The organism is Streptomyces sp. NBC_01283 (genome assembly GCF_041435335.1).
GTDB lineage: Bacteria > Actinomycetota > Actinomycetes > Streptomycetales > Streptomycetaceae > Streptomyces.
On sequence record NZ_CP108430.1, the window covers coordinates 1,640,524 to 1,665,027 of the forward strand.

Below are 24,504 nucleotides of genomic sequence, written 5' to 3' on the forward strand. Positions count from 1 at the left end.
GAGAGAGGTGCTGCGGTGGACACGACCATGGACGACACCGCCGGGGCCGGTGGACCCTCGGGCGCGCCCGCGCTAGAGGCCCGCGGTCTCGGCAAGCGATACCGCCGCGGGTGGGCGCTGCGTGACTGTTCCTTCCGGCTGCCCGCCGGGCGGATCTGCGGTCTTGTCGGCCCCAACGGAGCAGGAAAGAGCACCCTGTTGGGGCTCGCCACCCGTCTCGTGGCCCCCACCGAGGGCGAACTGCGCATCTTCGGCGTGCCGGCGGGCGAGCCCGCCGCGATGCCCCGTTACGCGTTCCTCTCCCAGGACAAGCCGCTGTTCAAGCGGTTCACCGTGGCCGAGACGCTGCGCCTGGGCCGGGAGCTCAACCCCGGCTGGGACACGGAGGCCGCAGAGCGCATCGTGCGGGCGGGGCGGCTGCCCCTGGACGCCAAGGTCGGCACGCTCTCGGGCGGGCAGCGCACGCGCGTCGCGTTCGCCCTCGCCTTCGGCAAGCGGCCCGATCTGCTGCTGCTCGACGAGCCGATGGCCGATCTGGACCCACTGGCCCGGGACGAGATGAGTTCGCTGCTGATGTCCGAGGCCGTCGAGCGCGGCACGACGGTGGTGATGTCCTCCCACATGCTGTCCGAGCTTGAGGACATGTGCGACTACCTCCTGGTCGTCGCCGGCGGCCGGATCCGGATGGCGGGCGACACCGAGGAACTGCTCCCGGCCCACGCCCTGGTGACCGGCCTCGCCCCCGACGGGAAGCCGCCCGCGGACCTCGCCCCGCACACGGTGGTCGAATTCCGGGTCCAGGGGCGCCAGTTCCGAGCCCTCCTGCGCCCCCACGGCCCACTGGCCCCGGACTGGGAGGTGACCGAGCCGAGCCTGGAGGAGGTCCTGCTCGCCCACCTCCGCTCGCCGGACGCGGAACCGCTGTTCACGCAGGACGCCCGTATCGAGGCGGAAGGAAACGTCGCCGCATGAGCACCACCCTCACCGAGAAGCAGCGCACCGCGCGGTCACCCAGGAAGCCGGGGCTGCTGCACGGGGTCACCTGGCTCGTCGTACGCCAGCACCGCACCGCTCTGTGGGCCATCGCAGCCGCGACGCTGCTCGGCGCGGCCCTGATCGTCCAGCAGCGCGGCGAGATGTCCGCCATGCTCGACCAGCTCGGCTGGCCCGGCAAGGACGTCACGCTGTCCTCCACCCCGGAGGGACTCGGCTACATCACCCAGGCCCTGAACTCCCTGCCCGTCGCCCTCGGTGTCTTCCTCGGCGCGCCGCTCATCGCGGGCGACCAGGAGCACGGCACCGCGCAGCTGGTCACCACGCAGTCGGTGCCGCGCCGCCGCTGGCTCGCGGTGAAGCTCGCCTGGTGCCTTTCGCTGGTCCTGGTGTCCACCGTGGTGCTCGCCACGCTGTTCACCTGGTGGTGGGAGCCCTACCGCGAGTTCTTCCCCTCGGACTGGATGCAGGGGGTCGTGTTCGACAACACGGGTCCGATGCTCACGGCGCTCTCCCTCTTCTTCACCACCTGCGGCATCGCGATCGGCATGCTGCTGCGCCGGACGCTGCGGGCCATGATGGCGACGTTCCTCTTCGCCGGCGTCGTGGAGTTCGCTTTCGGCGAGTTCCGCGACCGCCTGGCCACGCCGCGTGTGGTCACCTACCCGATGAACGGCGACGCCCCGGCGTTCCTCGACCAGGCGGTCGAGCACGACCGGTGGATCGGCAGCGCGGACGGTCAGCTCTACGGATGGGGCACATGCTCCGAACCCACCGAGAAGGCCACCACCGCCTGCATCAAGGAGCACGGCATCGTCAACGACGTCGTCGAGTACTTCGGCTACGACCAGATGCCCGGCATGCAGTGGACCGGCGCCGCCCTGCTGCTCGGCGGCACCGCCGTCGTGGCGGTGTTCATCCTGTGGTGGACGACGCGACGGCCCCTGTAGGGACTCCCTGTGAGGCCGCCGGTGACGGCGAGTACGTAAAGTATCGACCGACGAGCAGAGGGTGCAGAAGGTGGGGACAGTGGTCGAATTCCGTATCGACCGGCGCAGCGGCGTGGCCACATATCTGCAGATCGTGCGGCAGGTCGAACAGGCCCTGCGCATGGGCGCGTTGGTGGAGGGTGACCGGCTGCCCACCGCGGCCCAGGTGGCCGCTGCCACCAAGGTGAACCCGAACACGACGCTCAAGGCGTACCGCGAGCTGGAGCGCGCGGGTCTCGCCGAGGTCCGCCAGGGCGCGGGCACCTTCATCACCCGCTCCCTCGCCCGCCCCCAGGCGGGGCCGGACTCGCCCCTGCAGACCGCCCTCACGGAGTGGATGCGGGAGGCGCGGTCGGCGGGGCTCACCGGACAGGACGTCACAGCGCTGTTCGAAGCGGTGCACGCGGCCACCTTCCAGGGGGACGCGGTCGGCTGAGCCAGGCCTCACAGGGGCCGCCCTCGACAAACCCCGTAAGCGACCGCTTAGTATCGGGTATGCGGGGCTCCCTGCCCCGGGATCGCTGCCGCCGCCGTCACCGCATGGAGAATCCGCATGGCATCCCTGCTCCTGTCCCGTCGTGACCTCGATTTCCTGCTGTACGAGTGGCTCGACGTGCCCGCGCTCACCGGCCGGGAGCGGTTCGCGGACCACTCCCGGGAGACGTTCGACGCCGCCCTGGAGCTGAGCGAGCAGATCGCCACCCGGCACTTCGCCCCGCACAACAAGAAGAACGACTCCCAGGAGCCCACCTTCGACGGGGAGCGGGTGCACGTCATCCCCGAGGTGAAGGAAGCGCTGCGGGTCTTCGGCGACTCGGGGCTCCTGGCGAGCGCCATGGACCACGAGATCGGCGGCGGGCAGCTGCCGGCCGTGGTGGCGCAGGCCTGCTTCGCGTGGTTCCAGGCGGCGAACGTCGGCACGGCCGCGTACCCCTTCCTGACCATGGGCAACGCCAATCTGCTCCTCGCGCACGCCTCGAAGGAGCAGATCGACACCTTCGTGCGCCCCATGGTGGAGGGCCGCTTCCTGGGGACGATGTGCCTCTCCGAGCCGCAGGCCGGTTCGTCGCTCGCCGATGTGCGCACGCGCGCCGAGGAGCGGCCGGACGGGACGTACCGCCTCTTCGGGAACAAGATGTGGATCTCCGGCGGCGAGCACGAGCTCTCGGAGAACATCGTGCATCTGGTGCTCGCCCGGATTCCCGGCGGTCCGCCCGGCGTGAAGGGGCTCTCGCTGTTCATCGTGCCGAAGGTGCTCGTCGGCGACGACGGTGCGCTCGGCGAGCGCAACGACGTCGTGCTCGCGGGCCTCAACCACAAGATGGGTTACCGGGGCACCACGAACACCCTGCTGAACTTCGGCGAGGGCGCCCACCGGCCCGGCGGTGAGCCCGGCGCGGTCGGCCACCTCATCGGGGAGCCGAACCGCGGGCTCGCGTACATGTTCCACATGATGAACGAGGCGCGGATCGGAGTCGGCCTCGGCGCCACCGCGCTCGGCTACACCGGCTATCTGCACGCCCTCGACTACGCGCGCACCCGCCCGCAGGGCCGGCCGCTCGCCGCGAAGGACCCGGCGTCGGCGCAGGTCCCGATCATCGAGCACGCCGACGTACGCCGGATGCTGCTCGCCCAGAAGACGTACGTGGAGGGCGCGATGGCGCTCAACCTGTACTGCGGGCTGCTGCTCGACGAGCAGAACACGGGCACCTCGCAGGAGGCGCGCGACGAGGCAAAGCTGCTGCTCGACGTGCTCACGCCCATCGCCAAGAGCTGGCCGTCGCAGTGGTGCCTGGAGGCCAACGACCTGGCGATCCAGGTGCACGGCGGCTACGGCTACACGCGCGAGTACAACGTCGAGCAGTTCTACCGCGACAACCGCCTCAACCCCATCCACGAGGGCACGCACGGCATCCACGGCCTCGACCTGCTCGGCCGCAAGGTGATCATGGACGGCGGCGCGGGCCTCCGGCTGCTCGTCCGGCGGATCTCGCGGACGTCCGCCCGCGCCAACGCGGTGGGCGGTTCCGCGGCCGGGTACGGGCGTGCGCTCGACGCGGCCGCGGCGCGTGCGGTGGAGGTGACCCAGCGGCTCTGGTCGACCGGTGACCCGCAGACGGCGCTCGCCAACGCGAGCGTCTACCTCGAAGCGGTCGGGCACGTGGTCGTGGCCTGGATGTGGCTGGAGCAGCTGCTCGCGGCCGAGCCCGGCACCGAGGACTTCCACGCGGGCAAGCGCGGCGCCTGCCGCTACTTCTTCCGCCATGAACTGCCCAAGACCGAAGCCCAGTTCACGCTCCTGGAGAGCCTGGACCGGACCGCTCTCGAACTGGACGAGAACGCCTTCTGACCGAGGGTCTCCCGACCCAGAAGTACAGGAACACCGAGCACACCGCCGCGAACGCGCACCACGTGGAGATGTACTCGTGCCGCCACAGCAGCACACACACCGTCGCCCCGACGGCGACCAGGACGCCGAAGAGGACCAGGCCCCGGTCGCCGGAGAGGAGCAGCGAGCCGACGGTGGCGAGCAGATATCCGGCGATGATCAGCTCGGGCCGGGGCAGACCGAACGCGTACCCGACCGTGTGGCCGCGGATCTCGGCCGTCACGGTGCGGGTCGCCAGGTAGTAGGAGAGCGCCGCCGACGTCGCGACGCCCGCCAGGAGCGGGATCAGCAGACGGCGGCGGGCGCTCGGGGGCCCCGCGCACAGCACCGCAAGCGGCAGCCAGAGAGGGAGCAGCGGCAGGGCGATCACGGCCCAGGCGACGGTGGCGGGGCCGGTGCCGCCGTCGGCGCGCCAGACCTGGGACTCGATGATCTGGTGCGCGCCGAGCAGCAGCGGGAGCGCGGCCATCGGCAGGTCGCGCGGGCGGCCCCCACGGGCCGCGCGGGTCACACAGGCGACCCCCACGGCTGCGACACCCACGCCTGCCACGAGATCGGCCGTCGCGCTCCAGCACATGATCCCCACGCTAGGGCCCCCGCCGCCCGGCGGCGCGGCGGGCGGTCCGGCGGGGTTACGCGGCCCCGCCCGGGTCGGGCTCGATGTTCTGGTTGAGGCGGAAGACGTTGTCCGGGTCGTACGCGGCCTTGACCCGCGCCAGGCGTGCGTAGTTCCCGCGGTAGCTCGCCCGCACCCGCTCCTGCCCCTCCTCCATCATCATGTTCACGTAGGCGCCGCCCGCCGAGTACGGGTGCAGCGCGTCGAAGTAGTCGACGGCCCAGCGCCTGATGAGGTCGGTGTTGGCCGGATCTGTGTCCACTCCCGCGTAGACACAGGCCCAGCGTGCGCCCCGGTAGCTCCACGCGGTGTCCGCGGAGCCGTGGTCGTGGGCGGCACCGTCGATGGGGTAGAGGTGCATCGTCGACTTCATGGTCGGCACGTCGGGGCCGAACTTGGCGTGCAGGGCGATGGCGTCGTCAGGGATCTCGTCGACGAAGTCCGCCCGCCAGTACCACTGGTCGCCGGGCGGGTAGAGCCCGTCGAACATGGACTGGAGCACGGGGTGCGGCATCTCCGACACGGCGTGCAGGAGCGGGTCGGGCAGCGCGTCGAGCAGGGGCGCCATGGCGTGGGCCGCCGCGTCGGGGTCGTCGTGGGTGTGGCACCACACGATGCCGCAGACCTTGCGCAGGTGGAAATTCTCCGGGAAGGGCGGAGCCGGGGGCACCGTGCCGTACATGAAGAAGCCGTTCACCTCGCGCGGCGCCCGGGGCAGGAAGTCCCGGTACGCGGCGAGGACCTCCGCGCCGCGTTCCGCGGGCCAGAAGGTGGGGCCCGCGACGACCGTGCCCAGCTCGTGCAGCCGGAAGAGGAAGGAGGTGACGACGCCGAAGTTGCCGCCACCGCCGCGGATCGCCCAGTACAGGTCCGGGTTCTCGTCGGCGCCCGCCCGCACCTGGCGGCCGTCGGCCAGGACGACGTCGGCCTCCAGGAGGTTGTCGATGCTCAGCCCGAACCTGCGGGTGAGGTGGCCGAGGCCGCCGCCGAGGGTGAGCCCGCCGACCCCGGTCGAGGAGATGATGCCGCTCGGCGTGGCCAGGCCGTACGCGTGCGTGGCGCGGTCCACCTCGCTCCAGACGCAGCCTCCGCCGACCCGTGCCGTGCGCGCCGCCGCGTCGACCTCGATCGACTTGAGCGGCGAGAGGTCGGCGACCACGCCTCCGTCGACGGTGCCGAGGCCCGCTCCGTGGTGGCCGCCGCCGCGGACCGCGAGCGGCAGGCCGTGCGCGCGGGCGAAGCCGATGACACCGGACACGTCGTCGGCGTCGGTGCAGCGGGCGACGAGCGCGGGCCGCTTGTCGGCCATCGCGTTGTAGACGGCGCGCGCCTCGTCGTACCCGACGTCGTCCGGACCTTTCAACTCCCCTTTGAAGCTTGCCAGTTCATGGCGCGCTGCCTGTGCGGGCGTGATGGACATGTGCTCCCCCGTTGGATCGGTGTATCCCGATCCGTCCGTTCTAGTACCGCCCGGGACACACCGATATCCGTGCCCGCCACCCAGCTCACGGTCGCCGATTACCTACTTTCCGCGGCCGATTTCCATCCCCAGCTGTGCGGCGCGGGCGGCGACATCGCGCCGGGTGCGGGCGCCGAGCTTCTCCAGGACGGCGCGGACGTGGTTATCGACCGTGCGCACGGACAGGAAGAGCCGGTCGGCGATCTCGATGTTGGTGAGGCCCTCCGCCAGGAGCCGGCCGACCTGGAGCTGGCGGCCGGTGAGCCCCGCCGGGTTGCGGCGGGTCGCCGCGTGCGGGCCGCGCGGGATGCGGGTGACACCCAGGGCACGCAGGTCGGCGCGGACGAGCCGGGCCAGGGGTTCGGCGCCCAGGGCGTCGAGAGCGGCGAGCGCGGTGAGCTTGTCCGCCGGGTCCGGGCTCTCCGCGAGGGCGGCGGCGTGCTCGTAGGGGCAGCCCGCCGCCCGCCAGGCCTCGGCTGCCCGGCGCCACTCCCCGGCGGCCTGCAGGGCGTACGGATGGTCGGAGCCGTCCGCGGGGACGGGGTGCCCCGCCTTGGCGAGCCAGTGGCCGAGCTCCGCGCGGTAGGGCGTGGCCGCCAGGCCGCGCGCCTGCGCGTACAGGGGGCCGACGGCGTCGGCCACGGCCGTGTGGTCGCCGCGCAGCCAGGCGGCCTCCGCTCGTGCCGCCGCGACCGGGGCGGTGCGCTGGAGCTCCCGGGTCCGCGCGGCGACCTCCCAGGCCCGTCCGAGGAGTTCGTCGCCGCCTTCCGCGCCGCGCCGGATCCGTACCCGTGCGAGGACGGTCAGGGCGGGGCAGCGCGCGGGCGGGAACTCGTAGGCATCACCGGACTCGGCGTGCTTCTCCGCCTCGTCCCACTTGCCCGCGGCGAACTGCCTTAGCGCCAGCTCCACTTGGAGGTAGCGGAGGAATCCCAGATGTTCCGTGCGGTCCGCGAACTCCATGGCGGGGCCGAGGAAGTGGTCCGCCTCCGTGAACCGGAGGTTCTCCAGGAGCGTCCAGATGACATTGGCGTAGGCACGGCAGGCGTGTTCCGCCTCGCCCGCCTTCAGTGCGACCGCCAGACTTTCCTCCAACTGCGGTCGCCCCAGCGGGTCGCCGCCGCGCCAGCGGGCGGTGCCGACGTTGTTCAGGGCGTGGGAGAGGATCGCCGCGTCGTTCGTGCGCCGGGCGAGGGTGATGGCGCGCTCGCCGTAGCCGATGGCCTCGACGTACCGGTCGGAGAGCATGCGCAGCTGGGAGGTGTTGCTGAGCGCGAGCGCCAACAGCCGCTCATCACCGGCCTGTTCGAGTACGTCGATGGCTTCCCTGGCGGCCTCCTGCGCCGCGTCCGCGTCGCCCGCCCACCAGTGGATCCGCGACAGCCAGCGCAGATCGGCGCCGAGGGCCCGCAGGTCGCCCTGGGAGCGGCGCAGGGCGACGGCCTCCCGCTGGGCGCCGACGGCGGCCGGTGAGTCGGCGATGGTGTAGCTCTCCACGGCGAACCGTTCCAGGAGGTCGGCGAGTTCGGCCGGCCCGTAGCGCTCGCGCTGCCGCAGGACGAGCCGCAGCTGGGCGGCGGCCTCTCGGTGCGCGCCGGTGCGTGCGGCGTCCCTCGCCGCATCGGGTCCGTACCTCGCGATGGCGTCCTGGTCGCCCGCCTGGGCGGCATGGTGGACGATGCGGGAGGCGTCGGCTCCGGGCTGCGCCACCAGGACCGTGAGCACCCGGCGGTTGAGCTCGATCCGCCGTGCCGAGGGCAGCGAGTCGGCGATGGCCCGCCGGATGATCTCGTGCCGGAACATCACACGCTCCGGGGTCACGACGAGCAGGCCGCGCCGCTCCGCCGCGGCCAACTGGCCCACCCCGTCCGGCAGCAGCGCGTCGGCCAGCGGGTACTCGGCCGCCGAAGGCACCACGGCGAGCTGTTCGAGGGCGTCGCGCGCAGCGTCGTCGAGGCCGCGCAGCCGGGCAAGCACGGCGTCGACCACGGTCGGCGGCACGTCACCGGTGCCGCCCGCCGCGACGACCTCGGCCACGTAGAAGGGGTTGCCCGACGTCACGGCGTACACCTGCGCGGGATCGAGGCGGCTCACCGCGCTCAAGGTGCGCACCGCGTCGCGCGACAGCCGGGCCAGCGGGACGCGGTGCACGCGTGCCGCCCGCGACACCTGGCCCAGGAGGTGCCGCAGCGGATGCTCGCGCCCCAGCTCGTCGTCGCGGAAGGTCAGCACAAGGACCGCGGGCAGCCGGTCCACACGGCGTACCAGGAACCGCAGTGCGTCGAGAGAGGCCTCATCCGCCCAGTGCACGTCCTCTACGACGAGGACCGTCGGATGCAGCGGGTCACCGAGCTCGGCCCGCAGCGCGTCGTACACCCGATGCCGGTCGCCGCCCTCGGTCACCGCCTGCGCCAGCTCGGCCCGCACGCTGCCGACAAGGTCACGGAAGGGGCCGAGCGGCCGCCGTGTCGCGAGGTCGTCGCACTGCCCGACCAACACCCTGGCCTGCGCGGACAGCGCGCCCGGCAGGGCGTTCACGAGGCTCGACTTGCCGATCCCCGCCTCACCGAAGACGAGCGCCACCGAACCCGCCCCGTCGGCCGCTTCCCGTGCGGCGGCGGTCAGTCGAGCCAGCTCACGATCCCGCTCGAGGATCCCCCCGTCCACGCGGGAAATTCTGCCACGCGATCATGCTTTTCCGTCGCCCGTACGGAGGTTCGAAAAGCGGCGGGCGCAGGCGGGTCCAGGTGCGGGCGGCGGGCCGGGCCAACCAGGCCACCGGCTTTTCTGCGGTGTCGGGGGCCTCAGGGTTTCCACGACGCTCAGAGACCCCGCGGTTCTCAGGGGCCCCACGATTCTCACGGTTCTCCGCGTTATCGGGCATCCGGCCGGCCTGCCGTCACTCCCGCCGCCCGGTCCAGCACCCGCTTCCGGCCCGGGACCCTCCCACCCGCCGCGGGACCCTCCCCTCAGAGACATGAGTAAAGCGCGTACGCTTACGTCATCGATCGTCGAAGATCGATCCCTCAGCCCCTGCCAGGAGGACGCATGACCTCGCCGTCGCAGACCGCGCGCACCCCCCAGACCCTCGACCGCCCCTTCAGCGTCGGCAGCCTCAACCTGCCCAACCGCATCGTGATGGCCCCTATGACCCGCGAGTTCTCACCGGGCGGCGTGCCCGGCGCGGACGTGGCGGAGTACTACGCCCGCCGGGCCGCCGCCGGTGTCGGCCTGATCATCACCGAGGGGACGTACGTCGGTCACGCGTCGGCCGGTACGAGCGACCGGGTTCCGCGCTTCCACGGGGACGACGCCCTCGAAGGCTGGCGCAAGGTGGCCGACGCCGTGCACGCGGCGGGCGGGAAGATCATTCCGCAGCTGTGGCACGTCGGCATCACCCGCGACGAGGGCAAGGGCCCGGTGCCGTCCGCTCCCCCGGCCGGCCCCTCCGCGATCGGCCTCGACGGCGAGCCGAAGGGCAGCGCGCTGACGGCCGATGACCTCGACGACGTGATCCGGGCGTTCGCGGAAGCCGCTGCCGCCGCCGAGCGCATCGGCTTCGACGGCATCGAACTGCACGGCGCGCACGGCTACTTGATCGACCAGTTCCTCTGGGAGCGCACCAACCGGCGCACCGACGGCTACGGCGGCGACCTCGAGGGCCGCACCCGCTTCGCCGCGGAGCTCGTCGCGGCCGTACGGGCCGCCGTCTCGCCCGACTTCCCGATCTTCTTCCGCCTCTCGCAGTGGAAGGCCGGCAGCTACGACGCGAAGCTCGCCCAGTCCCCCGAGGAGCTGGAGCGCCTGCTCGCCCCGCTGGTGAAGGCGGGCGTCGACGTCCTGCACGCCTCCACCCGCCGCTACTGGCTGCCGGAGTTCGAGGGCAGTGACCTCAACCTCGCGGGCTGGGTCAAGAAGGTGTCCGGCCTGCCCGTGGTCACCGTGGGCTCGGTCGGCCTCGACCAGGAGTTCATCGGCCCGGAGGGCTGGGCGCCGCCGTCCGCCTCCACCGGCATCGACCCGCTCGTCGACCGCCTGGAGCGGGACGAGTTCGACCTGGTGGCGGTGGGGCGCGCCCTCATCGCCGACCCGGAGTGGGCGGCCAAGGCACTGGAGAACCGGCTCACCGACGCGACGCCGTTCGACAAGTCGCTGCTGACGAGCCTGGTCTGAGCGACAGCCGCCGTGCGTACGGTCCCGGTACCGAGGGGACCGTACGCACGGTGACGCACGGTGGGGTCCGGAGTGTCGCCGTGACGGTAGTCAAGGTAATACGCTGCTGTCGCCCGCGGTCGCGTACGATATGCCCATGACCTGGCCTGCCACCGAGCGCTGTTTCCCCACCGCCGTCCCCGGCGGCCTGGGGCTCGTGCAGGACCTCCTGAACACCGTGCCCTCCTGCCGTCCGGAGGAGGACGATCTCCTCGGGGACGTGACCGCCGCGCAGGCCTGGGTCTCCGTGGCACTGCCCACCTGGGCCGAGCGGACGGGGCGCGCGTCGGTGCGGCTCACCCTCACCGAAGAGGACCTGCCCAGACTGCGGCAGCTGCGCGAGCAGATGCGCCGGGCCCTCCTCGCGCGGTGCGGCACGACGAGCGGCGAGACCGCGCGCTTCACCTCCTGTGCCCTCCAGGTCAACCTGCACGGTGACGCCGCACTGACGACCGAGCCGGAGGGCGAGGGCTGGCGCTGGCTGACGTCCGCCATCCTCTGCGAGGCGCTGCTCGCCCAGACCACGGGTGAGTGGCGGCGCCTGAAGATCTGCCGCAACGAACAGTGCGGCAGGGCGTTCTACGACCGCTCCCGCAACAACAGCGGCGTCTGGCACTCCACCCGAGGCTGCGGAAACGCCGCGAACCTGCGGGCCTCGCGCCAACGCCGCCGCGCGGGCGCCGAGTCGGAACCGGCACCCGACACCCAGGCCTGAAGAGACCTGAAGCCACAGTCAACTGCCGTACTCCACCAGGCTGGTGGGCGTCACGATGCGCCGCGCGGGGCCCGGTGCCCGTTTCCTGCCCGGCTCGGACTCCCTGCCTGCATCCGGTCGGCGAGCAGCCTGCCGGCCGCCCGGCCGAGTTCATCGCTGTCGTACGCGACGAGGGTGAGCGGCAGGCCGAGCGCGTCGGCCAGTTCGAAGTCGTCGAAGCCCGCGAGCGCGGTGTCGGTGCCCGAGGCGCGCAGGGCACGGAACGCCCCTATCGTGTTGCGGTTGTTGGGGCAGAACAGTGCGGTGGGCGGCTCGGGCAGCGCCAGGAGTTCGGCCGCCGCGCGCCGGGCCTCGCGCGGCTCGGTCTGCCCTTGCCGTACGTAGTGTTCGTCGAAGGGGATGCCATGGGCGGCGAGGGCCGCCGCGTACCCCCGCAGGCGCTCGGTGATGGCTCTGCCCGGTGTCAGCGTCAACACGGGCGTGGTGGAGCTTCCCTACGCCGGGGTGGGATGTCCATGGTTCGCGCAGCGGCAAGGCGCGGCCGACTCAACTGGGTGCTACGGAAGGGCAGTTCAACCGGACGGTTCGATCAGCCCCGCCGCGGCACGGCGCGGTCCCCGCGCCGGCTCCGCGGCTCGTACCGCATCGCCACGGCCCCCGAGCCGAGCTCCAGCCGGTCCACGAGCGTCAGGTCGACGTACTGCGAGAGACCCGCGAACAGGGTGGGTCCGTGGCCCGCCAGCCTGGGATGCACCACGAACTCGTACTCGTCGATCAGCCCCAGCTCCGCCAGCGCGAGCGGAAGCCGCACGCCTCCCACGTACAGCCCCTCACCCGGTTCCTGCTTGAGGCGTTGAACGGCCTCCCGCAGGTCCCCGCGCACGAGCTCCGCGTTCCAGTCGACCGCGTCCAGGGAGCTCGACACCACGTACTTCTTCGCGGCGTCGATGGTCCGGGCGAAAGGGTCCATCCGGTCCGCCGGCATGTCGGGGCCTCCTCCCGTGCGAGCCGGGCGCCACGCCGCTTCCATCATTTCGTACGTCACCCGGCCGAAGAGGAGGGCGTCGGCGCGGGCGAGGATCGCCGCCGCGTGACGGTGCAGTTCCTCGCTCGCAGGAATCGCACGGTGATCGCAACACCCGTCCAGGGTGATGTTGATGGAGTACCGCAGGGGTCGCATCGCGCGAGAATATCCCCGCCGTCAGCCCTGGCGGTCGATTCCGGCCGCGAGACCGTCGAGCACCATCGACAGGCGGCGCTCGAACACCACGTCCGGATCGGGGTGGTCCTCGGCCTCGACGACCAGCCGCCGCAGGTACGGGAGCTGTCCCCCCTCCAGCAACTGCGTGAGGAACGGTCCGACCCGGCGCTGGTAGCCCGCCAGGTCCAGGCCGGTGCGCCGCTGCGCTTCGACCTCTCCCAGTTCCTGCCCGACAAAACCCCGGGCGAACTGCAGGGCCGTGGACATCACGTCCATCATTCCGTCCATGTCGAGACCGATGCCGTCCACGCAGGCCAGACCGGTCTCGAGGAACTGGCGGGCGTTGGGCCCCAGGGTCGGCCGGTGCCCGAAGCGGGTGATCCACGGGTGGGCGTGGTGCAGCCGGCGCATCTCCCGGGCCAGCCGGGCGATGTCGGCCCGCCAATCCCCGGACGGCATCCCGGTCAGGTCGAGCTCGCCGAGGACCGCGTCGTACATCAGCTCGGTCAGGTCGTCCTTGTTGCCGACGTGCCGGTAGAGCGACATCGGGCTGTGGTCCATCCGCGCCGCGACCTTGCGCATCGAGACCGCGTCGACCCCGTCCTCGTCGGCCAGGGCGATCGCCGCCGCGGTGATGGCCGTGTGGTCGAGGGTGCGTGCGGGCCCCCGCCCCTGACCGGAGAGACGGGCCCAGATGACGGGCGGCGGTTCGTCGGTCACAGCGGCGCTCCTTGCGTGGTTGCGTGCATCCTACGGGACGCTTACGGTGTACACATCCAGTCACGTACGCTGTACACGACCAGCCGTCGACGTCTTCCGAGGTACCGACATGCCCTCTTCATCCACCTTGGCTTCATCCACCGTGGACATCGCCGTCGTGGGCGGCGGCCTCAGTGGTCTCGTGCTGGCCCGCACCCTTCAGGAGCACGGCGTGGCAAGCACCGTCTACGAACTCGACGCCACCGCCGACGCGCGGAGGCAGGGCGGCCTGCTCGACCTGCACGTCGAGTCCGGTCAAGCGGCCCTGCGCACGGCGGGACTGTACGAGCGGTTCCGCCGGCTCACTCGGCCGCAGGCGGAGGCGATGCGGGTGATGGACAAGGCGGGCACCGTCTTCATCGACCAGGCCGCCGACGACGGTTCGGGTGAGGGCGGACGGCCCGAGATCGACCGGACGGAACTGCGCGCCCTGCTGCTGGACTCGCTCCACCCGGGACGGGTCGTCTGGGACCACAAGCTCAGCCGGGCCCGCCGTCTGGACGACGGCCGGTTCGAGCTCGTTTTCGCCGACGGCTCGCGCCGGACCGCCGATCTGCTGATCGGGGCCGACGGCGCCTGGTCGCGGGTCCGCCCCCTCGTCTCGGACGCCTCACCGGAGTACGCCGGGATCAGCTACGTCGACTTCCGCGTCACCGACGCCCCGGCCAAGGTGCCCGCATCGGCCGCCCTGGTCGGCACCGGGAGCCTGTTCGCCCTGTCGGACAACAAGAACATCGGCGGACACGGAGGCCGCGACCTGCACTTGGGGGCCATGCTGCGGACGCCCGAGGACTGGATCGAGACGCGTGGCGTCGACTGGTCGGACGTGGCCGCCGTCCGCGCCTGCCTGCTGGCGGAGTTCGCCGACTGGACCCCGGCGCTGACCGACCTGATCCGCCACTGCGACGACGAGATCACGGCGCGCCGGGTCCACGCCCTGCCCATCGGCCACGCGTGGCCGCGCGTCCCGGGCGTGACCCTGGTCGGCGACGCCGCCCACCTGATGTCGCCGTTCGCCGGTGAGGGCGCGAACGCCGCGATGTACGACGCCCGTGAGCTGGCCCTCGCGCTGATCGAGCACGGCGCCGACGTCGAGAGCGCGCTCCACCAGTACGAGACGGCGATGTTCCCGCGCGCCACGGACGCCGCCCGGAAGTCCGCCCGCGGACTCGACCTGTGCTTCGCCGACGACTCCCCCCGGGGGCTGGTCGAGTTCTTCGACAGGATGAGCGCCCACGCCGCCCCCTCGCACTGAGAAGGCGGCCCAACTAGGCAGGCATGGAGTCCTGTTCGGCGGCCTCGGGCAGTTCCCGGGTGCCGGGTACGGGCGACGGCAGGAGCCACAGCACCGCGAGGACCGCTCCGGCGGTGCCTATCCAGAGGGTGGTTCAGGGTGCCCACGCAGCCGAGGAATTCGCCGGCGAAGAGCGTGGCTGCGACCAGCGGCAGCGGGCCGTCGGCGAGCGGTACGAGCACCAGGGGCAGCGTGAACCCCACGGAGCCGCAGAGGATCGAGGAGCCGATGCCGAAGCGGCGCACGATCCTGCCACTGCTCGCGGCGCCGATCAGACCGCCGACGGCACCCGCGCCAGGCCCGAGGCAGCGTGTGGCGTTGCTCCATCGCTCGGACGGCCCGTTCGAAGTACCGCCGGGCGACCGGGGCGGACAGCGCGTCCGACGCTTCGGCGATCTCCGGGTCGTCGCTGTGACCGGGCCGGTCCGTGAACCGGGCGGTCCCCCGCCACGGCTTCTCGCGCCCCGGCCGCCGGACGCCTCCTCGACGAGCCCGCACTTCGCCAGTAGCCGCAGGTGGTACGAGCAGCCGGCCACGGACTCGCCGGTCAGCTCGGCGGCACGGCTGGCGGGCCCCCGTCCACGGGCCCACGATCGAGGGACACCGGAGGAAGGGGCTGCCCAGTGGCCAAGGACAAGAAGGACCGGAAGAAGCAGGGCAAGGTCGCGAAGGGCACCAAGGGCGCCAATGGCGGCGGCAAGAAGAACCGCGAGCCCGCCGCCCCTCTCCGCGAGGCGCTCCGCATCCCCGACGGCGAGCGCGTCAACCTCGCCTCGTACGCGGCCGACGCGACCCCCGCGGGCCCCGAGGGCAAGGCCGCCGGCATCCTCGCCACCGCCCGGATGGGCGAACGGCTCGCCGACCTCCAGGAGCGGCTGTACGCGGCGAGCACCGCGGGCGACCGCCGCCGCGTCCTGCTCGTGCTGCAGGGGATGGACACCAGCGGCAAGGGCGGCACGGTCAAGCACGTGATCGGTCTGTTCAACCCCTCCGGCTGCCGCATCAAGGCCTTCAAGGCGCCCACCCCCGAGGAGTTGAGCCACCCCTTCCTCTGGCGCATCACGCAGGCACTCCCCGTGCCCGGCGAGATCGGCATTTTCGACCGCTCGCACTACGAGGACGTCCTGATCGCCCGCGTCCGTGAACTGGTGCCGCCCAGCGACCTCGGCCGCCGCTACGGCCGGATCAACCACTTCGAGCAGAGCCTCGCCGACGACGGCGTCACCGTCATCAAGTGCTTCCTGCACATCTCGTACGAACAGCAGCGCCGCCGCCTGCTCGAACGCCTCGACAACCCGGACAAGCACTGGAAGTTCAACCCGGGCGACATCGCGGAACGCGCCCTGTGGCCCGCCTATCAGGAGGCGTACGAGATCGCACTTGAGCGCTGCTCGACGGCGCACGCCCCTTGGTACCTCATCCCGGCGGACCGCAAGTGGTACCGCAACTGGGCCATCAGCAAGCTGCTCCTGGAGCACCTGAGCGCGCTGGATCCGCAGTACCCGAAGGCGGACTTCGACGTCGACCTGGCGCGGAAGCAGCTCACGCCAAGCCATCGCAAGATCGGACATTAAAGATCAGTCACGACAAGATCGGGCAGAAGTTACTTCTAGGTATGCAGTGACTTAGTGCGCCACTAGCAGTAGAACTCGTTCCCATTCCTACGAGAGTGAGGAACGTCACATGAGTGGCACCACCACGCGTTCCAACGGTTCCGGAGGCGTCTCACGCCGAAGATTCATAGCTGGAACCAGTTCTATTATTGGCGTCGCGACCCTCGCGAGTCTCGCCCCCGCCCCCCAGGCGAACGCCGCAGCCGCGGCCGAACCCATCGGCGACGGAGCCCACGTCCCCGTGCTGGTGATCGGCACCGGTTACGGCGGTTCCGTCGCTGCCCTGCGTCTCGCCCAGGCGGGCGTCGACGTCCACATGATCGAGATGGGCATGGCCTGGGACACCCCCGGCGCCGACGGCAAGATCTTCGCCCACACGACCTCGCCCGACGGCCGTTCCTACTGGCTGCGGACCAAGACCAAACAGCCCCTCAGCAACTTCCTCGGCTTCCCGATCGACAAATCCATCCCCCGCTACACCGGGATCCTCGACGCCGAGGAGATGGGCGGGATCATCGTCTACCAGGGCCGCGGCGTCGGCGGCGGCTCACTCGTCAACGGCGGCATGGCCGTCACGCCCAAGCGAGAGAACTTCGGCGCCATCCTCCCGTCGGTCGACGCCGACGAGATGTACTCCACCTACTACCCGCGCGCCAACGCCGGTCTCGGCGTCAGCACCATCGACCCCGCGTGGTTCGACAGCGTCGACTGCTACCAGTACTCCCGGGTCGGCCGTAAGCACGCCCAGCGCTCCGGGTTCCCGTTCGTCTTCGTGCCCGGCGTCTACGACTGGGACTACATGAAACAGGAGGCGGCCGGAACGGTCCCCAAGTCGGCTGTGGCCGGCGAGATCCTCTATGGCAACAACTACGGCAAGAAGTCGCTCCAGAAGACGTACATCGCCAAGGCCACCGCGACCGGAAAGGTCACCATCTCGCCGCTGCACAGGGTCACCACGGTGTCCCCCGCGTCCGGCGGCGGCTACACCGTCGTCATCGAGCAGCTCAACACCACCGGCGACACCACCGCCACCAAGTCCGTGACCGCCGACCGGGTGTTCTTCGCCGCGGGCAGCGTCGGCACCAGCAAGCTGCTCGTCAAACTGAAGGCCACCGGCGCTCTGCCCCACCTGAACGGAGAGATCGGCAAGGGGTGGGGCGACAACGGAAACGTCATGTGCGGGCGCGCCAATCACATGTGGGACGCGACCGGGAAGGTCCAGTCGTCCATCCCCACCGGCGGCATCGACAACTGGGCGGCCGGTGGCGCGTTCGCCGAAGTGGCACCCCTGCCCACCGGTATCGAGACCTACGCGTCGTTCTACCTGTCGATCACCAAGAACCCGAACCGCGCCTCGTTCTCCTGGAACGCAGCGGCGGGCAAGGCGGAGCTGAACTGGCAGACGGCCTGGAAGCAGCCGTCCATCGACGCCGCCAAGACCATCTTCGACAAGATCAACTCGAAGGAGGGGACGATCTACCGCACCGATCTGTTCGGCACGTACAAGATCTGGGGCGACCACCTCACCTACCACCCGCTCGGCGGCGCCGTCCTGAACAAGGCGACCGACAACTACGGCCGTCTGCACGGCCATCCGGGCCTGTACGTCATCGACGGCTCACTGATCCCCGGCAACACGAGCGTCAACCCGTTCGTCACCATCACGGCGCTCGCCGAACGCAACATCGAGAAGATCATCGCCACTGATCTGTAGCCGTGCCCCTCGCTCAGTGCCCGGGGAGCACGCACACCGCGTCGAGGCCGAGCACGTGGTTGAGCCGGCCGAACGCCAGCCAGGAGCCGATGCTCATGCTCAGCTCCACGATCTCGCGCTGACTGTACGACGCGGTCATCCGCGCCCAGAACTCCTCGTCGAGGCCATGGTGGTCCAGGGCGTACCGCTCGGCGTACTCGGCGGCCAGGCGTGTCCGGTCGTCGAAGGCGTCGGTGGTGCGCCACTGGGTGACCGCCTCGGCGAACTCCTCCTCGACCTTCCGGCCCTCGCGTTCGGTCCGCCAGTCGAGGCAGAACAGGCACCCGTTGATCTGCGCGATCCGCAGCCGCGCGGCCTCGAACTCCCGCAGCCCCAAGGTCGTGTGCTCGTACACCGACAGCGAGAAGTTCGCCGCCGCCGCGCCGATCCCGGGGACCATGTCGCCCCACACGTACCCGATGGGCTCCTGCCCCTCGGGAATGTCTATGTGCATCGAGCTCATTGCTTGCTCCTTCCGAGCTTGCCGGTCGCGGGGCGCAACGGGACGTCGAGCGCGTCGTACAGTCCGGGGTCCGCCGCCACGAGCCAGTCGATGGCGCCGACCAGACGGCCCACCGCCGTGGCGTTGCCTCCCGCCGAGCGGTTCTCGCCCTCGTCGGTGGCCTCGACCGTGACCTCGATGCGCGGACGGCCCTCGATGATCACCCGGTGTGCGCCCGCGCCATCGGGCGGCGTCGGCCAGTCCGGTGCGCAGGAAGGGTGGATGCGGGTGACGTGCTCGATGACGATGCGGGGTTCGCCCCCGACGATGCCCCGCACCTCGAACCGCACGGCGCCCTGGGTGCCTTCCTCGAAGTCGCCCATGGTCCGGGTGGTCACCGAGGTGTCGAGCGCCCGCCGCTCCAACGTCTCGCGGATGTCGTCGAGTTCGACGCCAAGCGCCCTGGCCATCAGCCGGATCTGACCGCCCCACACCATGGTCGGCACGGTCTCGGCGAGCATCAGGGGCTCGTAGTCCATCGGATGGCCCATGCCGATCAGGTGGCGTACGGAATCCTCCTGGTCGTACGTGGAGTAGTCGAAGATCTCCTGGCAGCGGATCCCGTCGACGGTGCTGCCGAGTCCGCTGATCAGGAGCGGCAGTACGTCGTTGCCCCAGCCGGGGTCGACGCCGGACACGAAGAGCGAGCCGCCGCCGTCCGCGACGGCGGCCAGGATCGGGTCGCGCAGTTCGGGCGGGGCGCTGCGGTGGTCGTAGAGCGCGTACAGCGCGGGCGTGACGACGACGGCTCCGGCCCGGATCGCCCGGCCGACGTCGTCAAGGGCCTCGTCGGGGCGGATGTCGCCGGACGCCGCGTACACCACGGCCTGGGGCGAGGCCGCGAGGACCGCGTCGATATCATCGGTCGCCGTGACGCCCAACTGCCCCTGGAGACCGGCGAGGTCGGCCGCGTCGCGGCCGACCTTGTCGGGACTGTGGACGAGCACGGCCGTCAGCTTCAGCGCCGGGTGCGCCTCGACGGCACGTATGGCCGCGCGGCCGACATTTCCGGTACCCCAGACAACCGTGGAAATCATGCGGCGGAGGGTAACCAGAGGACGTATCAGTTCATAGGGCCATGACCGGAGAGGTTTCCATCAAGAGCGCGCTCTCTAGCGGATGTTGACGTCGATGCACGCGTAGAAGGCGTTCGAGGTGTCGCCTATGTTCCAGACCGCGAGCACCTTGTGCCTGCCGGTGGCGCTGCCTAGGTTGACCTGGTGCGAGACGGTGGCGGGCGGCTGCTGGTTGCCGCCGTCGATCGTGGCGACCTTCGCGCCGTCGACGAAGTACTCGTAGTTCGCGGTGCGGTGCCGTGCGGTGAAGGTCCAGGTGAAGGTCTGTGTCCTGCTCACGTTGCTGACCTTCCACCCCTTGCTGTCGTCGTTCAGGTCGGCGAACCGGGCGTTGCCGCCGCTGCAGCTGCGCAGGCCCTTGGGGCCCTCGACGCTCTGCGGTTCCCACTTGATCTCACCGCACGAGACGGTGCCCGACGCGCACTGTGCCTGCCGGCTGGCCGGGGCGTTGACGTATCCGTGCGCGCTGGCCGAACCGGTCGGCAGGGTGAGGGCGAGGACCGGTGCGAGGCCCGCACCGACCATGGCGGCCAACTTCCTCTTCCTGTGCATGGGTTACTCCTTCACGGCGGGGTCGTGGGGGTGTGCGTGAAGTGCTGGTGCCAGGTGTTCGTGAGGGTTGATTAGTCCAGACCATAGACTTCGGCGGGCCTCGGTCAAGGCCGCTTTCGCGCCAGGTACGGGCAGCGGGGCCCACTCCCCTACGCCGTGCGCCGCAGCTCTGCCGACAGGTGGTGCTGCAGGGGCTGGCCCACCGCTTCGAGGTCGTGGACGAACGTGAGGTGGCCGTCCTCGGTGAGCGTGTAGCGGCGGCGGGTGGCCTTGACTTCCTTGGCGGTGGGCGTGCGGGCCACCTCACTGGTGGACAGGTCGACCGAGTCACCGGCCGCCCGGCCCACCGCGATCTCCGCGATGCCGGTGGGCTGGGTGATCAGCGCCTCCACCCGGCCGTCGGGCTGCAGCCGCCACCAGCCGCTCTCCCGCGCGGACGGCCGCAGCGGTGCGCCCTCGGCGTCGAGGAGCCAGGCCCGTGCCTCGTAGCGGAGGAAGGGGCGGCCGTCGTGGCTGAAGGTGACCTCCTGGGCATACGTGAAGTCCGCGTCGAGGGTGGGGTACTCACCCTGCCCCCGGCCGTGCCAGGTACCGAGGAGGCCGAGCACGGGCGCGAGCAGCGCGTGCGGCGTCGGCGCCTCGTCCGGCCGGTGACCGTCGGGGTACGGGTACTCCGGTGCGGGGTCGAACACGGTGTGCGCTCCAGGGGTAGGGACCGATGCCAGAAGGAAGCCTAGGGCCCAGGGGGCAAGTGACGGCCGATGGGCCGACACCACGGAGAACCAACTTAGGGTAGCCTCACCTAGGTTTTCGCTGTCCGGCCCTGGAGAGGTGGCGGGTGAGTACTTCAAGTCCGTCGGGGCGGGACGTCCTGAGAGAGTCGATACGGGGCCAGCGGCGCGATGTCGCCGTCGGTTCGGTGCTGGGTTCCGGGCACCAGATAGGCGAGGCGCTGGTCCCCGTCCTGATCGGCGTCGCGATCGACCAGGCCGTCACCGACTCCGACACCGGCGCCCTGCTCATATGCCTCGGCGTGCTCGCCGTCGGCTATGTGGCGCTCGCGCTGAGCTTCCGCTTCGGCGCCATGGCCGGTGAGCGGTCCGCCGCCCGCGCCGAGCACACCCTGCGCATCTCCCTCGTACGACGCGTCCTCGATCCCGGCGGCGGCGCCGAGGACGGCAGGCTGCCCGGCGCCCTCGTCAACATCGCGACCGAGGACGCCAAGCGGGTGGGCTCCGTCAACATGGCCCTGGTGTCGGGGATCTCGGCGCTGACCGGCATCCTCACCTGCGCGGTCGTCCTGCTGCGCATGTCGCTGACACTGGGCCTGGTCGTGCTGGTCGGCACGCCCGTACTGCTCTGGCTCGGGCACCTTCTGAGCAAGCCCCTCGAAAGCCGCAGCGAGGCCGAGCAGGAGCGGGCGGCGCACGCGTCGGCCGTCGCCGCCGACCTGGTCACCGGCCTGCGGATACTCAAGGGCATCGGCGGCGAGTCGGCGGCCATCGCCCGCTACCGCACCACCAGCCGCGACTCCCTCGGCGCCACCCTGAAGGCGGCGCGTGCGCAGGCCTTCCAGAGCGGCATGGTGCTGACCCTGACCGGGTGTCTGATCGCCGCCGTCGCACTCGTCGGAGGCAGGCTCGCCACCCAGGGCAGCATCAGCCTGGGCGAGCTGGTGTCGGCGGTCGGGCTCGCGCTCTTCCTGCTCGGCCCCCTGGAGGTGCTCGCCTGGGTCAACGCCGAGTTCGCCCAGGGCCGGGCGTCGGCCACCCGGATCGCGGAGGTCGTCGCCACCTCGCCGGTCGTCACCGCCGGTGACCGGAGCCTGCCGTTCCCGGTGCGCGGGGCGGTACGGCTCGACGGCGTACGGCACGGCGGGCTGCGCGGAGTGGACCTGGACATCGCGCCCGGCGAGCTGCTCGGCGTGGTCGCCACGGACCCGGCGCACGCCAACGACCTGCTGCGCTGCCTGGCCCGGCGGACCGACCCGGGGACCGGCACCGTGGAACTGGACGGCATCCCCCTGCGGGACCTCGACCCGGCCGAGCTGCGTACGGCGATGCTCGTCGCCGAGCACGACGCGGACCTCTTCGAAGGCACCGTCCGTGACAACGTCATGGCCGCCGCATCCGAGGCCACCGACCCGGAGCAGGCGATGGCGGCCGCCGGAGTCACCCAGGTCGCCCGGGCACTGCCGGACGGCGAGCACACGCCGGTCGGGGAGCGCGGCCGTTCGCTCTCGGGCGGGCAGCGCCAACGCGTCGCCCTCGCACGGGCGCTGGCCGCCGAACCCCCTGTCCTCGTGGTGCACGATCCGACCACCGCGGTCGACGCCGTGACCGAGGCCGGCATCGCGGCCGGTGTCCGCGAGATCCGCAAGGGCCGCACCACGGTCCTGGTGACCACCAGCCCCGCGCTGCTCTCGGTCACCGACCGGGTGGTGCTCCTGGACGAAGGACGGGTCACCGACACGGCCCCGCACGCAGAGATGATCCGACGTCATGAGGCCTATCGCACGGCGGTGCTGGCATGAACGAGACCCTGACCGAGCAGCACACGGACACCCGTGAGCTGCTCCCCACCGCCACCGCGCCCCGCACCCGCGCCGCGGTCCGTGAACTGGTGCGCCCGCACCGCGGCCTCGCGGCGGGCGGCTTCGCCGTACTGATCGCGGCGACCGCCGTGGGACTGCTCGTGCAGCCGCTGCTCGGCCGCATCGTGGACCTGGTGGCCGATCAGCGCCCGCCGGGCGACCTCACGCTGCCGGTCGTCCTGCTTGTCGTGGTCGCCGTCGTGCACGGCGGGACCACCTCGCTCGGCCTGACGCTCGTCTCCCGGCTCGGCGAGACCGTGCTCGCGCACCTGCGTGAGCGGTTCGTGGAGAAGGCTCTGCGGCTGCCGCTGGAACAGGTGGAGAAGGCCGGCGCCGGCGACCTCACCGCCCGCGTGACCCGGGACGTCTCGGTGGTGGGCGAGGCGGTGCGCAGTGCCCTGCCCGAACTGGCCCGTTCCCTGCTGGCCATCCTGCTGACGCTCGTCGCGATGGCGGCGCTCGACTGGCGCTTCCTGGTCGCGGCCCTCCTCGCGGTGCCCGTCCAGGCGTCCACGGCCCGCTGGTACGTCCGGCACGCCGTCCCGCTCTACGCCCAGCAGCGCATCGCCACCGGGGCCCAGCAGCAGCAACTGCTCGACACCATCGCCGGTGCGGGCACGGTGCGGGCCTTCCGCATCGAGGAGGAGCACACCGCGCGGGTGACCCGGCGCTCGTCGGACGCGGTCGCGCTGAAGATGCGCGGCATCCGGCTCGTCCTGGACTTCTACAACCGGCTGCACGTCGCCGAGTACACCGGCCTCGCCGCGGTCCTCGTCGCCGGGTTCCTCCTGGTCCGCTCGGACTCCGTGTCCATCGGCACCGCGACCGCCGCCGCGCTCTACTTCCACAGCCTGTTCGCGCCGGTCAACTCCGCGCTCGTACTCCTCGACGACGCGCAGTCGGCCACCGCCTCGCTCGCCCGTCTCGTCGGGGTCGCCGACGAGAAGACCCCCGAGCCGATCGCCCCCGCGGCACGGCACGACGCGCCCGCCGGCAAGACCGCCGAACCGGACGGCACCGTCACCGTGCTCGGCATCGACCACGAGTACGTACCCGGGCAACCCGTCCTGCAGAACGTGGACCTGACGCTCCGGGCCGGGGAACGAGTGGCCCTGGTCGGCCCCAGCGGCGCGGGCAAGACCACCCTCGCCAAGCTCATCGCGGGGGTGCACAGGGCGACTTCGGGCTCGGTGCACCTGACCGGAACCCCGGCCCGGGGCAACGGCCTTCCGGTGGCCCTGGTCACCCAGGAGACACATATCTTCGCCGGACCGCTGGCGGACGACCTTCGCCTCGCGCACGCCGAGGCCACGGACGAGGAGCTGCGCGCCGCGCTGGCCGCGGTGGACGCCCTGGACTGGGCCGAAGCGCTGCCCGAAGGACTGGACACCGTCGTGGGCGACGGCGGCCACCGCCTTACCTCCGCCCAGGTGCAGCAACTCGCTCTGGCCCGGCTGGTCCTGGCCGATCCGCCGGTGGCCGTGCTCGACGAGGCGACGGCTGAGGCGGGCAGCACCGGCGCGCGCCTCCTGGAGAAGGCAGCGGGCCATGCGGTCGAGGGACGCACCGCGCTGATCGTCGCGCACCGCCTCACTCAGGCCGCGACCGCGGACCGGATCGTCGTCATGGAGGGCGGCCGCATCGTGGAGAGCGGCACCCACGACGAACTGCGCGCGGGCTCCGGCCCCTACGCCTCTCTGTGGGAGGCGTGGTCCGGCACCCGTACGGCGACGACCGAAGTCCCCACGCACCCAGGAGAACCCCGCGTTCGGTAAGTCCAGTGCCGTG

21 protein-coding genes are annotated in these 24,504 nt (G+C 71.5%); 11 read left to right on the forward strand and 10 right to left on the reverse strand.

What is annotated here, in order from left to right; all coding sequences use genetic code 11:
- Positions 1 to 27: 27 nt before the first annotated feature.
- From OG302_RS07605 to OG302_RS07620, 4 genes are all read left to right on the forward strand, one after another.
- Positions 28 to 972 (forward strand): ABC transporter ATP-binding protein, encoded by a 945-nt coding sequence (locus OG302_RS07605; RefSeq protein ID WP_371750049.1) that lies wholly within the window; start codon positions 28 to 30, stop codon positions 970 to 972.
- Complete coding sequence (locus tag OG302_RS07610) at positions 969 to 1,943, forward strand: ABC transporter permease (RefSeq protein WP_371526039.1); 975 nt, start codon at positions 969 to 971, stop codon at positions 1,941 to 1,943. The genes OG302_RS07605 and OG302_RS07610 overlap by 4 nt, the downstream gene beginning before the upstream one ends.
- A 70-nt stretch (positions 1,944 to 2,013) precedes the next feature.
- Positions 2,014 to 2,418, forward strand: a complete 405-nt coding sequence (locus tag OG302_RS07615) for a GntR family transcriptional regulator (protein WP_371526040.1) — start codon at positions 2,014 to 2,016, stop codon at positions 2,416 to 2,418.
- Between the two features lie 117 nt (positions 2,419 to 2,535).
- On the forward strand, positions 2,536 to 4,332 hold the full coding sequence (locus tag OG302_RS07620) for an acyl-CoA dehydrogenase (RefSeq protein WP_371526041.1): 1,797 nt from the start codon (positions 2,536 to 2,538) through the stop codon (positions 4,330 to 4,332).
- On the opposite strand, the gene OG302_RS07625 is transcribed toward OG302_RS07620, so the two are convergent.
- The 3 genes from OG302_RS07625 to OG302_RS07635 form a co-directional block, all read right to left on the reverse strand.
- Positions 4,274 to 4,948 (reverse strand): DUF6629 family protein, encoded by a 675-nt coding sequence (locus OG302_RS07625; RefSeq protein ID WP_371526042.1) that lies wholly within the window; start codon positions 4,946 to 4,948, stop codon positions 4,274 to 4,276. The two genes, OG302_RS07620 and OG302_RS07625, sit on opposite strands and share 59 nt — an antisense overlap.
- A 55-nt stretch (positions 4,949 to 5,003) precedes the next feature.
- Positions 5,004 to 6,407, reverse strand: coding sequence for an FAD-binding oxidoreductase (locus OG302_RS07630; protein WP_371526043.1), 1,404 nt, complete (start codon positions 6,405 to 6,407; stop codon positions 5,004 to 5,006).
- Positions 6,408 to 6,509: 102 nt separating this feature from the next.
- A complete protein-coding gene (locus OG302_RS07635; protein ID WP_371526044.1) occupies positions 6,510 to 9,113 on the reverse strand; it encodes an AAA family ATPase in 2,604 nt (867 codons plus the stop codon).
- Positions 9,114 to 9,494: 381 nt separating this feature from the next.
- Between OG302_RS07635 and OG302_RS07640 the strand changes: the two genes are divergently transcribed.
- Together OG302_RS07640 and OG302_RS07645 are read left to right on the forward strand one after the other, a co-directional pair.
- Positions 9,495 to 10,619, forward strand: coding sequence for an NADH:flavin oxidoreductase (locus tag OG302_RS07640; RefSeq protein ID WP_371526045.1), 1,125 nt, complete (start codon positions 9,495 to 9,497; stop codon positions 10,617 to 10,619).
- A 136-nt stretch (positions 10,620 to 10,755) separates the two neighbouring features.
- Entirely contained in the window at positions 10,756 to 11,373 is a 618-nt protein-coding gene (locus OG302_RS07645; RefSeq protein WP_371526046.1) for a CGNR zinc finger domain-containing protein, read from the forward strand.
- Positions 11,374 to 11,423: 50 nt separating this feature from the next.
- On the opposite strand, the gene OG302_RS07650 is transcribed toward OG302_RS07645, so the two are convergent.
- From OG302_RS07650 to OG302_RS07660, 3 genes are all read right to left on the reverse strand, one after another.
- Positions 11,424 to 11,846, reverse strand: a complete 423-nt coding sequence (locus OG302_RS07650) for a substrate-binding domain-containing protein (RefSeq protein WP_371526047.1) — start codon at positions 11,844 to 11,846, stop codon at positions 11,424 to 11,426.
- Between the two features lie 116 nt (positions 11,847 to 11,962).
- Positions 11,963 to 12,553: a dihydrofolate reductase family protein gene (locus OG302_RS07655; protein WP_371526048.1), complete on the reverse strand. Its 591-nt coding sequence runs from the start codon at positions 12,551 to 12,553 to the stop codon at positions 11,963 to 11,965.
- Positions 12,554 to 12,574: 21 nt separating this feature from the next.
- The gene (locus tag OG302_RS07660; RefSeq protein ID WP_371526049.1) at positions 12,575 to 13,294 is read right to left on the reverse strand and encodes a TetR/AcrR family transcriptional regulator; all 720 of its coding nucleotides are present in this window, start codon (positions 13,292 to 13,294) and stop codon (positions 12,575 to 12,577) included.
- A gap of 109 nt (positions 13,295 to 13,403) precedes the next feature.
- Between OG302_RS07660 and OG302_RS07665 the strand changes: the two genes are divergently transcribed.
- The 3 genes from OG302_RS07665 to OG302_RS07675 all read left to right on the forward strand — a co-directional run bounded on the left by OG302_RS07665 (position 13,404) and on the right by OG302_RS07675 (position 17,954).
- A complete protein-coding gene (locus OG302_RS07665; RefSeq protein ID WP_371526050.1) occupies positions 13,404 to 14,588 on the forward strand; it encodes an FAD-dependent oxidoreductase in 1,185 nt (394 codons plus the stop codon).
- A gap of 662 nt (positions 14,589 to 15,250) precedes the next feature.
- Positions 15,251 to 16,201, forward strand: a complete 951-nt coding sequence (locus OG302_RS07670) for a polyphosphate kinase 2 family protein (RefSeq protein ID WP_371526051.1) — start codon at positions 15,251 to 15,253, stop codon at positions 16,199 to 16,201.
- A 109-nt stretch (positions 16,202 to 16,310) separates the two neighbouring features.
- Positions 16,311 to 17,954 (forward strand): GMC oxidoreductase, encoded by a 1,644-nt coding sequence (locus OG302_RS07675; RefSeq protein ID WP_371526052.1) that lies wholly within the window; start codon positions 16,311 to 16,313, stop codon positions 17,952 to 17,954.
- A gap of 13 nt (positions 17,955 to 17,967) precedes the next feature.
- Here OG302_RS07675 and OG302_RS07680 read toward each other — a convergent pair whose 3' ends face one another.
- The 4 genes from OG302_RS07680 to OG302_RS07695 form a co-directional block, all read right to left on the reverse strand.
- Positions 17,968 to 18,447: a carboxymuconolactone decarboxylase family protein gene (locus OG302_RS07680; protein ID WP_371750050.1), complete on the reverse strand. Its 480-nt coding sequence runs from the start codon at positions 18,445 to 18,447 to the stop codon at positions 17,968 to 17,970.
- 5 nt (positions 18,448 to 18,452) lie between these two features.
- Positions 18,453 to 19,532 carry a dihydrodipicolinate reductase gene (locus tag OG302_RS07685; RefSeq protein WP_371526053.1) on the reverse strand — a complete coding sequence of 360 codons (1,080 nt, stop codon included), beginning with the start codon at positions 19,530 to 19,532 and terminating at the stop codon, positions 18,453 to 18,455.
- A gap of 75 nt (positions 19,533 to 19,607) precedes the next feature.
- Positions 19,608 to 20,123 (reverse strand): lytic polysaccharide monooxygenase auxiliary activity family 9 protein, encoded by a 516-nt coding sequence (locus OG302_RS07690; RefSeq protein ID WP_371526054.1) that lies wholly within the window; start codon positions 20,121 to 20,123, stop codon positions 19,608 to 19,610.
- A gap of 149 nt (positions 20,124 to 20,272) precedes the next feature.
- Positions 20,273 to 20,815, reverse strand: a complete 543-nt coding sequence (locus OG302_RS07695) for an FABP family protein (protein ID WP_371526055.1) — start codon at positions 20,813 to 20,815, stop codon at positions 20,273 to 20,275.
- Between the two features lie 146 nt (positions 20,816 to 20,961).
- Here OG302_RS07695 and OG302_RS07700 point away from each other — a divergent pair, with 146 nt between their 5' ends.
- Both OG302_RS07700 and OG302_RS07705 read left to right on the forward strand, forming a co-directional pair.
- Positions 20,962 to 22,656 carry an ABC transporter ATP-binding protein gene (locus OG302_RS07700; RefSeq protein WP_371526056.1) on the forward strand — a complete coding sequence of 565 codons (1,695 nt, stop codon included), beginning with the start codon at positions 20,962 to 20,964 and terminating at the stop codon, positions 22,654 to 22,656.
- Entirely contained in the window at positions 22,653 to 24,491 is a 1,839-nt protein-coding gene (locus OG302_RS07705; protein WP_371526057.1) for an ABC transporter ATP-binding protein, read from the forward strand. Before OG302_RS07700 ends, OG302_RS07705 begins: the two co-directional genes overlap by 4 nt.
- Positions 24,492 to 24,504: the final 13 nt, after the last annotated feature.

Excerpts from the sequence above, each read along its gene's own strand:
- OG302_RS07705 (WP_371526057.1), top strand. The coding sequence starts at position 22,653 with ATGAACGAGACCCTGACCGAGCAGCACACGGACACCCGTGAGCTGCTC.
- OG302_RS07620 (WP_371526041.1), top strand. The coding sequence starts at position 2,536 with ATGGCATCCCTGCTCCTGTCCCGTCGTGACCTCGATTTCCTGCTGTAC.
- OG302_RS07605 (WP_371750049.1), top strand. The coding sequence starts at position 28 with ATGGACGACACCGCCGGGGCCGGTGGACCCTCGGGCGCGCCCGCGCTA.
- OG302_RS07610 (WP_371526039.1), top strand. The coding sequence starts at position 969 with ATGAGCACCACCCTCACCGAGAAGCAGCGCACCGCGCGGTCACCCAGG.
- OG302_RS07665 (WP_371526050.1), top strand. The coding sequence starts at position 13,404 with ATGCCCTCTTCATCCACCTTGGCTTCATCCACCGTGGACATCGCCGTC.
- OG302_RS07645 (WP_371526046.1), top strand. The coding sequence starts at position 10,756 with ATGACCTGGCCTGCCACCGAGCGCTGTTTCCCCACCGCCGTCCCCGGC.
- OG302_RS07690 (WP_371526054.1), bottom strand. The coding sequence starts at position 20,123 with ATGCACAGGAAGAGGAAGTTGGCCGCCATGGTCGGTGCGGGCCTCGCA.
- OG302_RS07640 (WP_371526045.1), top strand. The coding sequence starts at position 9,495 with ATGACCTCGCCGTCGCAGACCGCGCGCACCCCCCAGACCCTCGACCGC.
- OG302_RS07625 (WP_371526042.1), bottom strand. The coding sequence starts at position 4,948 with ATGTGCTGGAGCGCGACGGCCGATCTCGTGGCAGGCGTGGGTGTCGCA.
- OG302_RS07675 (WP_371526052.1), top strand. The coding sequence starts at position 16,311 with ATGAGTGGCACCACCACGCGTTCCAACGGTTCCGGAGGCGTCTCACGC.
- OG302_RS07630 (WP_371526043.1), bottom strand. The coding sequence starts at position 6,407 with ATGTCCATCACGCCCGCACAGGCAGCGCGCCATGAACTGGCAAGCTTC.
- OG302_RS07685 (WP_371526053.1), bottom strand. The coding sequence starts at position 19,532 with ATGATTTCCACGGTTGTCTGGGGTACCGGAAATGTCGGCCGCGCGGCC.
- OG302_RS07680 (WP_371750050.1), bottom strand. The coding sequence starts at position 18,447 with ATGCACATAGACATTCCCGAGGGGCAGGAGCCCATCGGGTACGTGTGG.
- OG302_RS07655 (WP_371526048.1), bottom strand. The coding sequence starts at position 12,553 with ATGCGACCCCTGCGGTACTCCATCAACATCACCCTGGACGGGTGTTGC.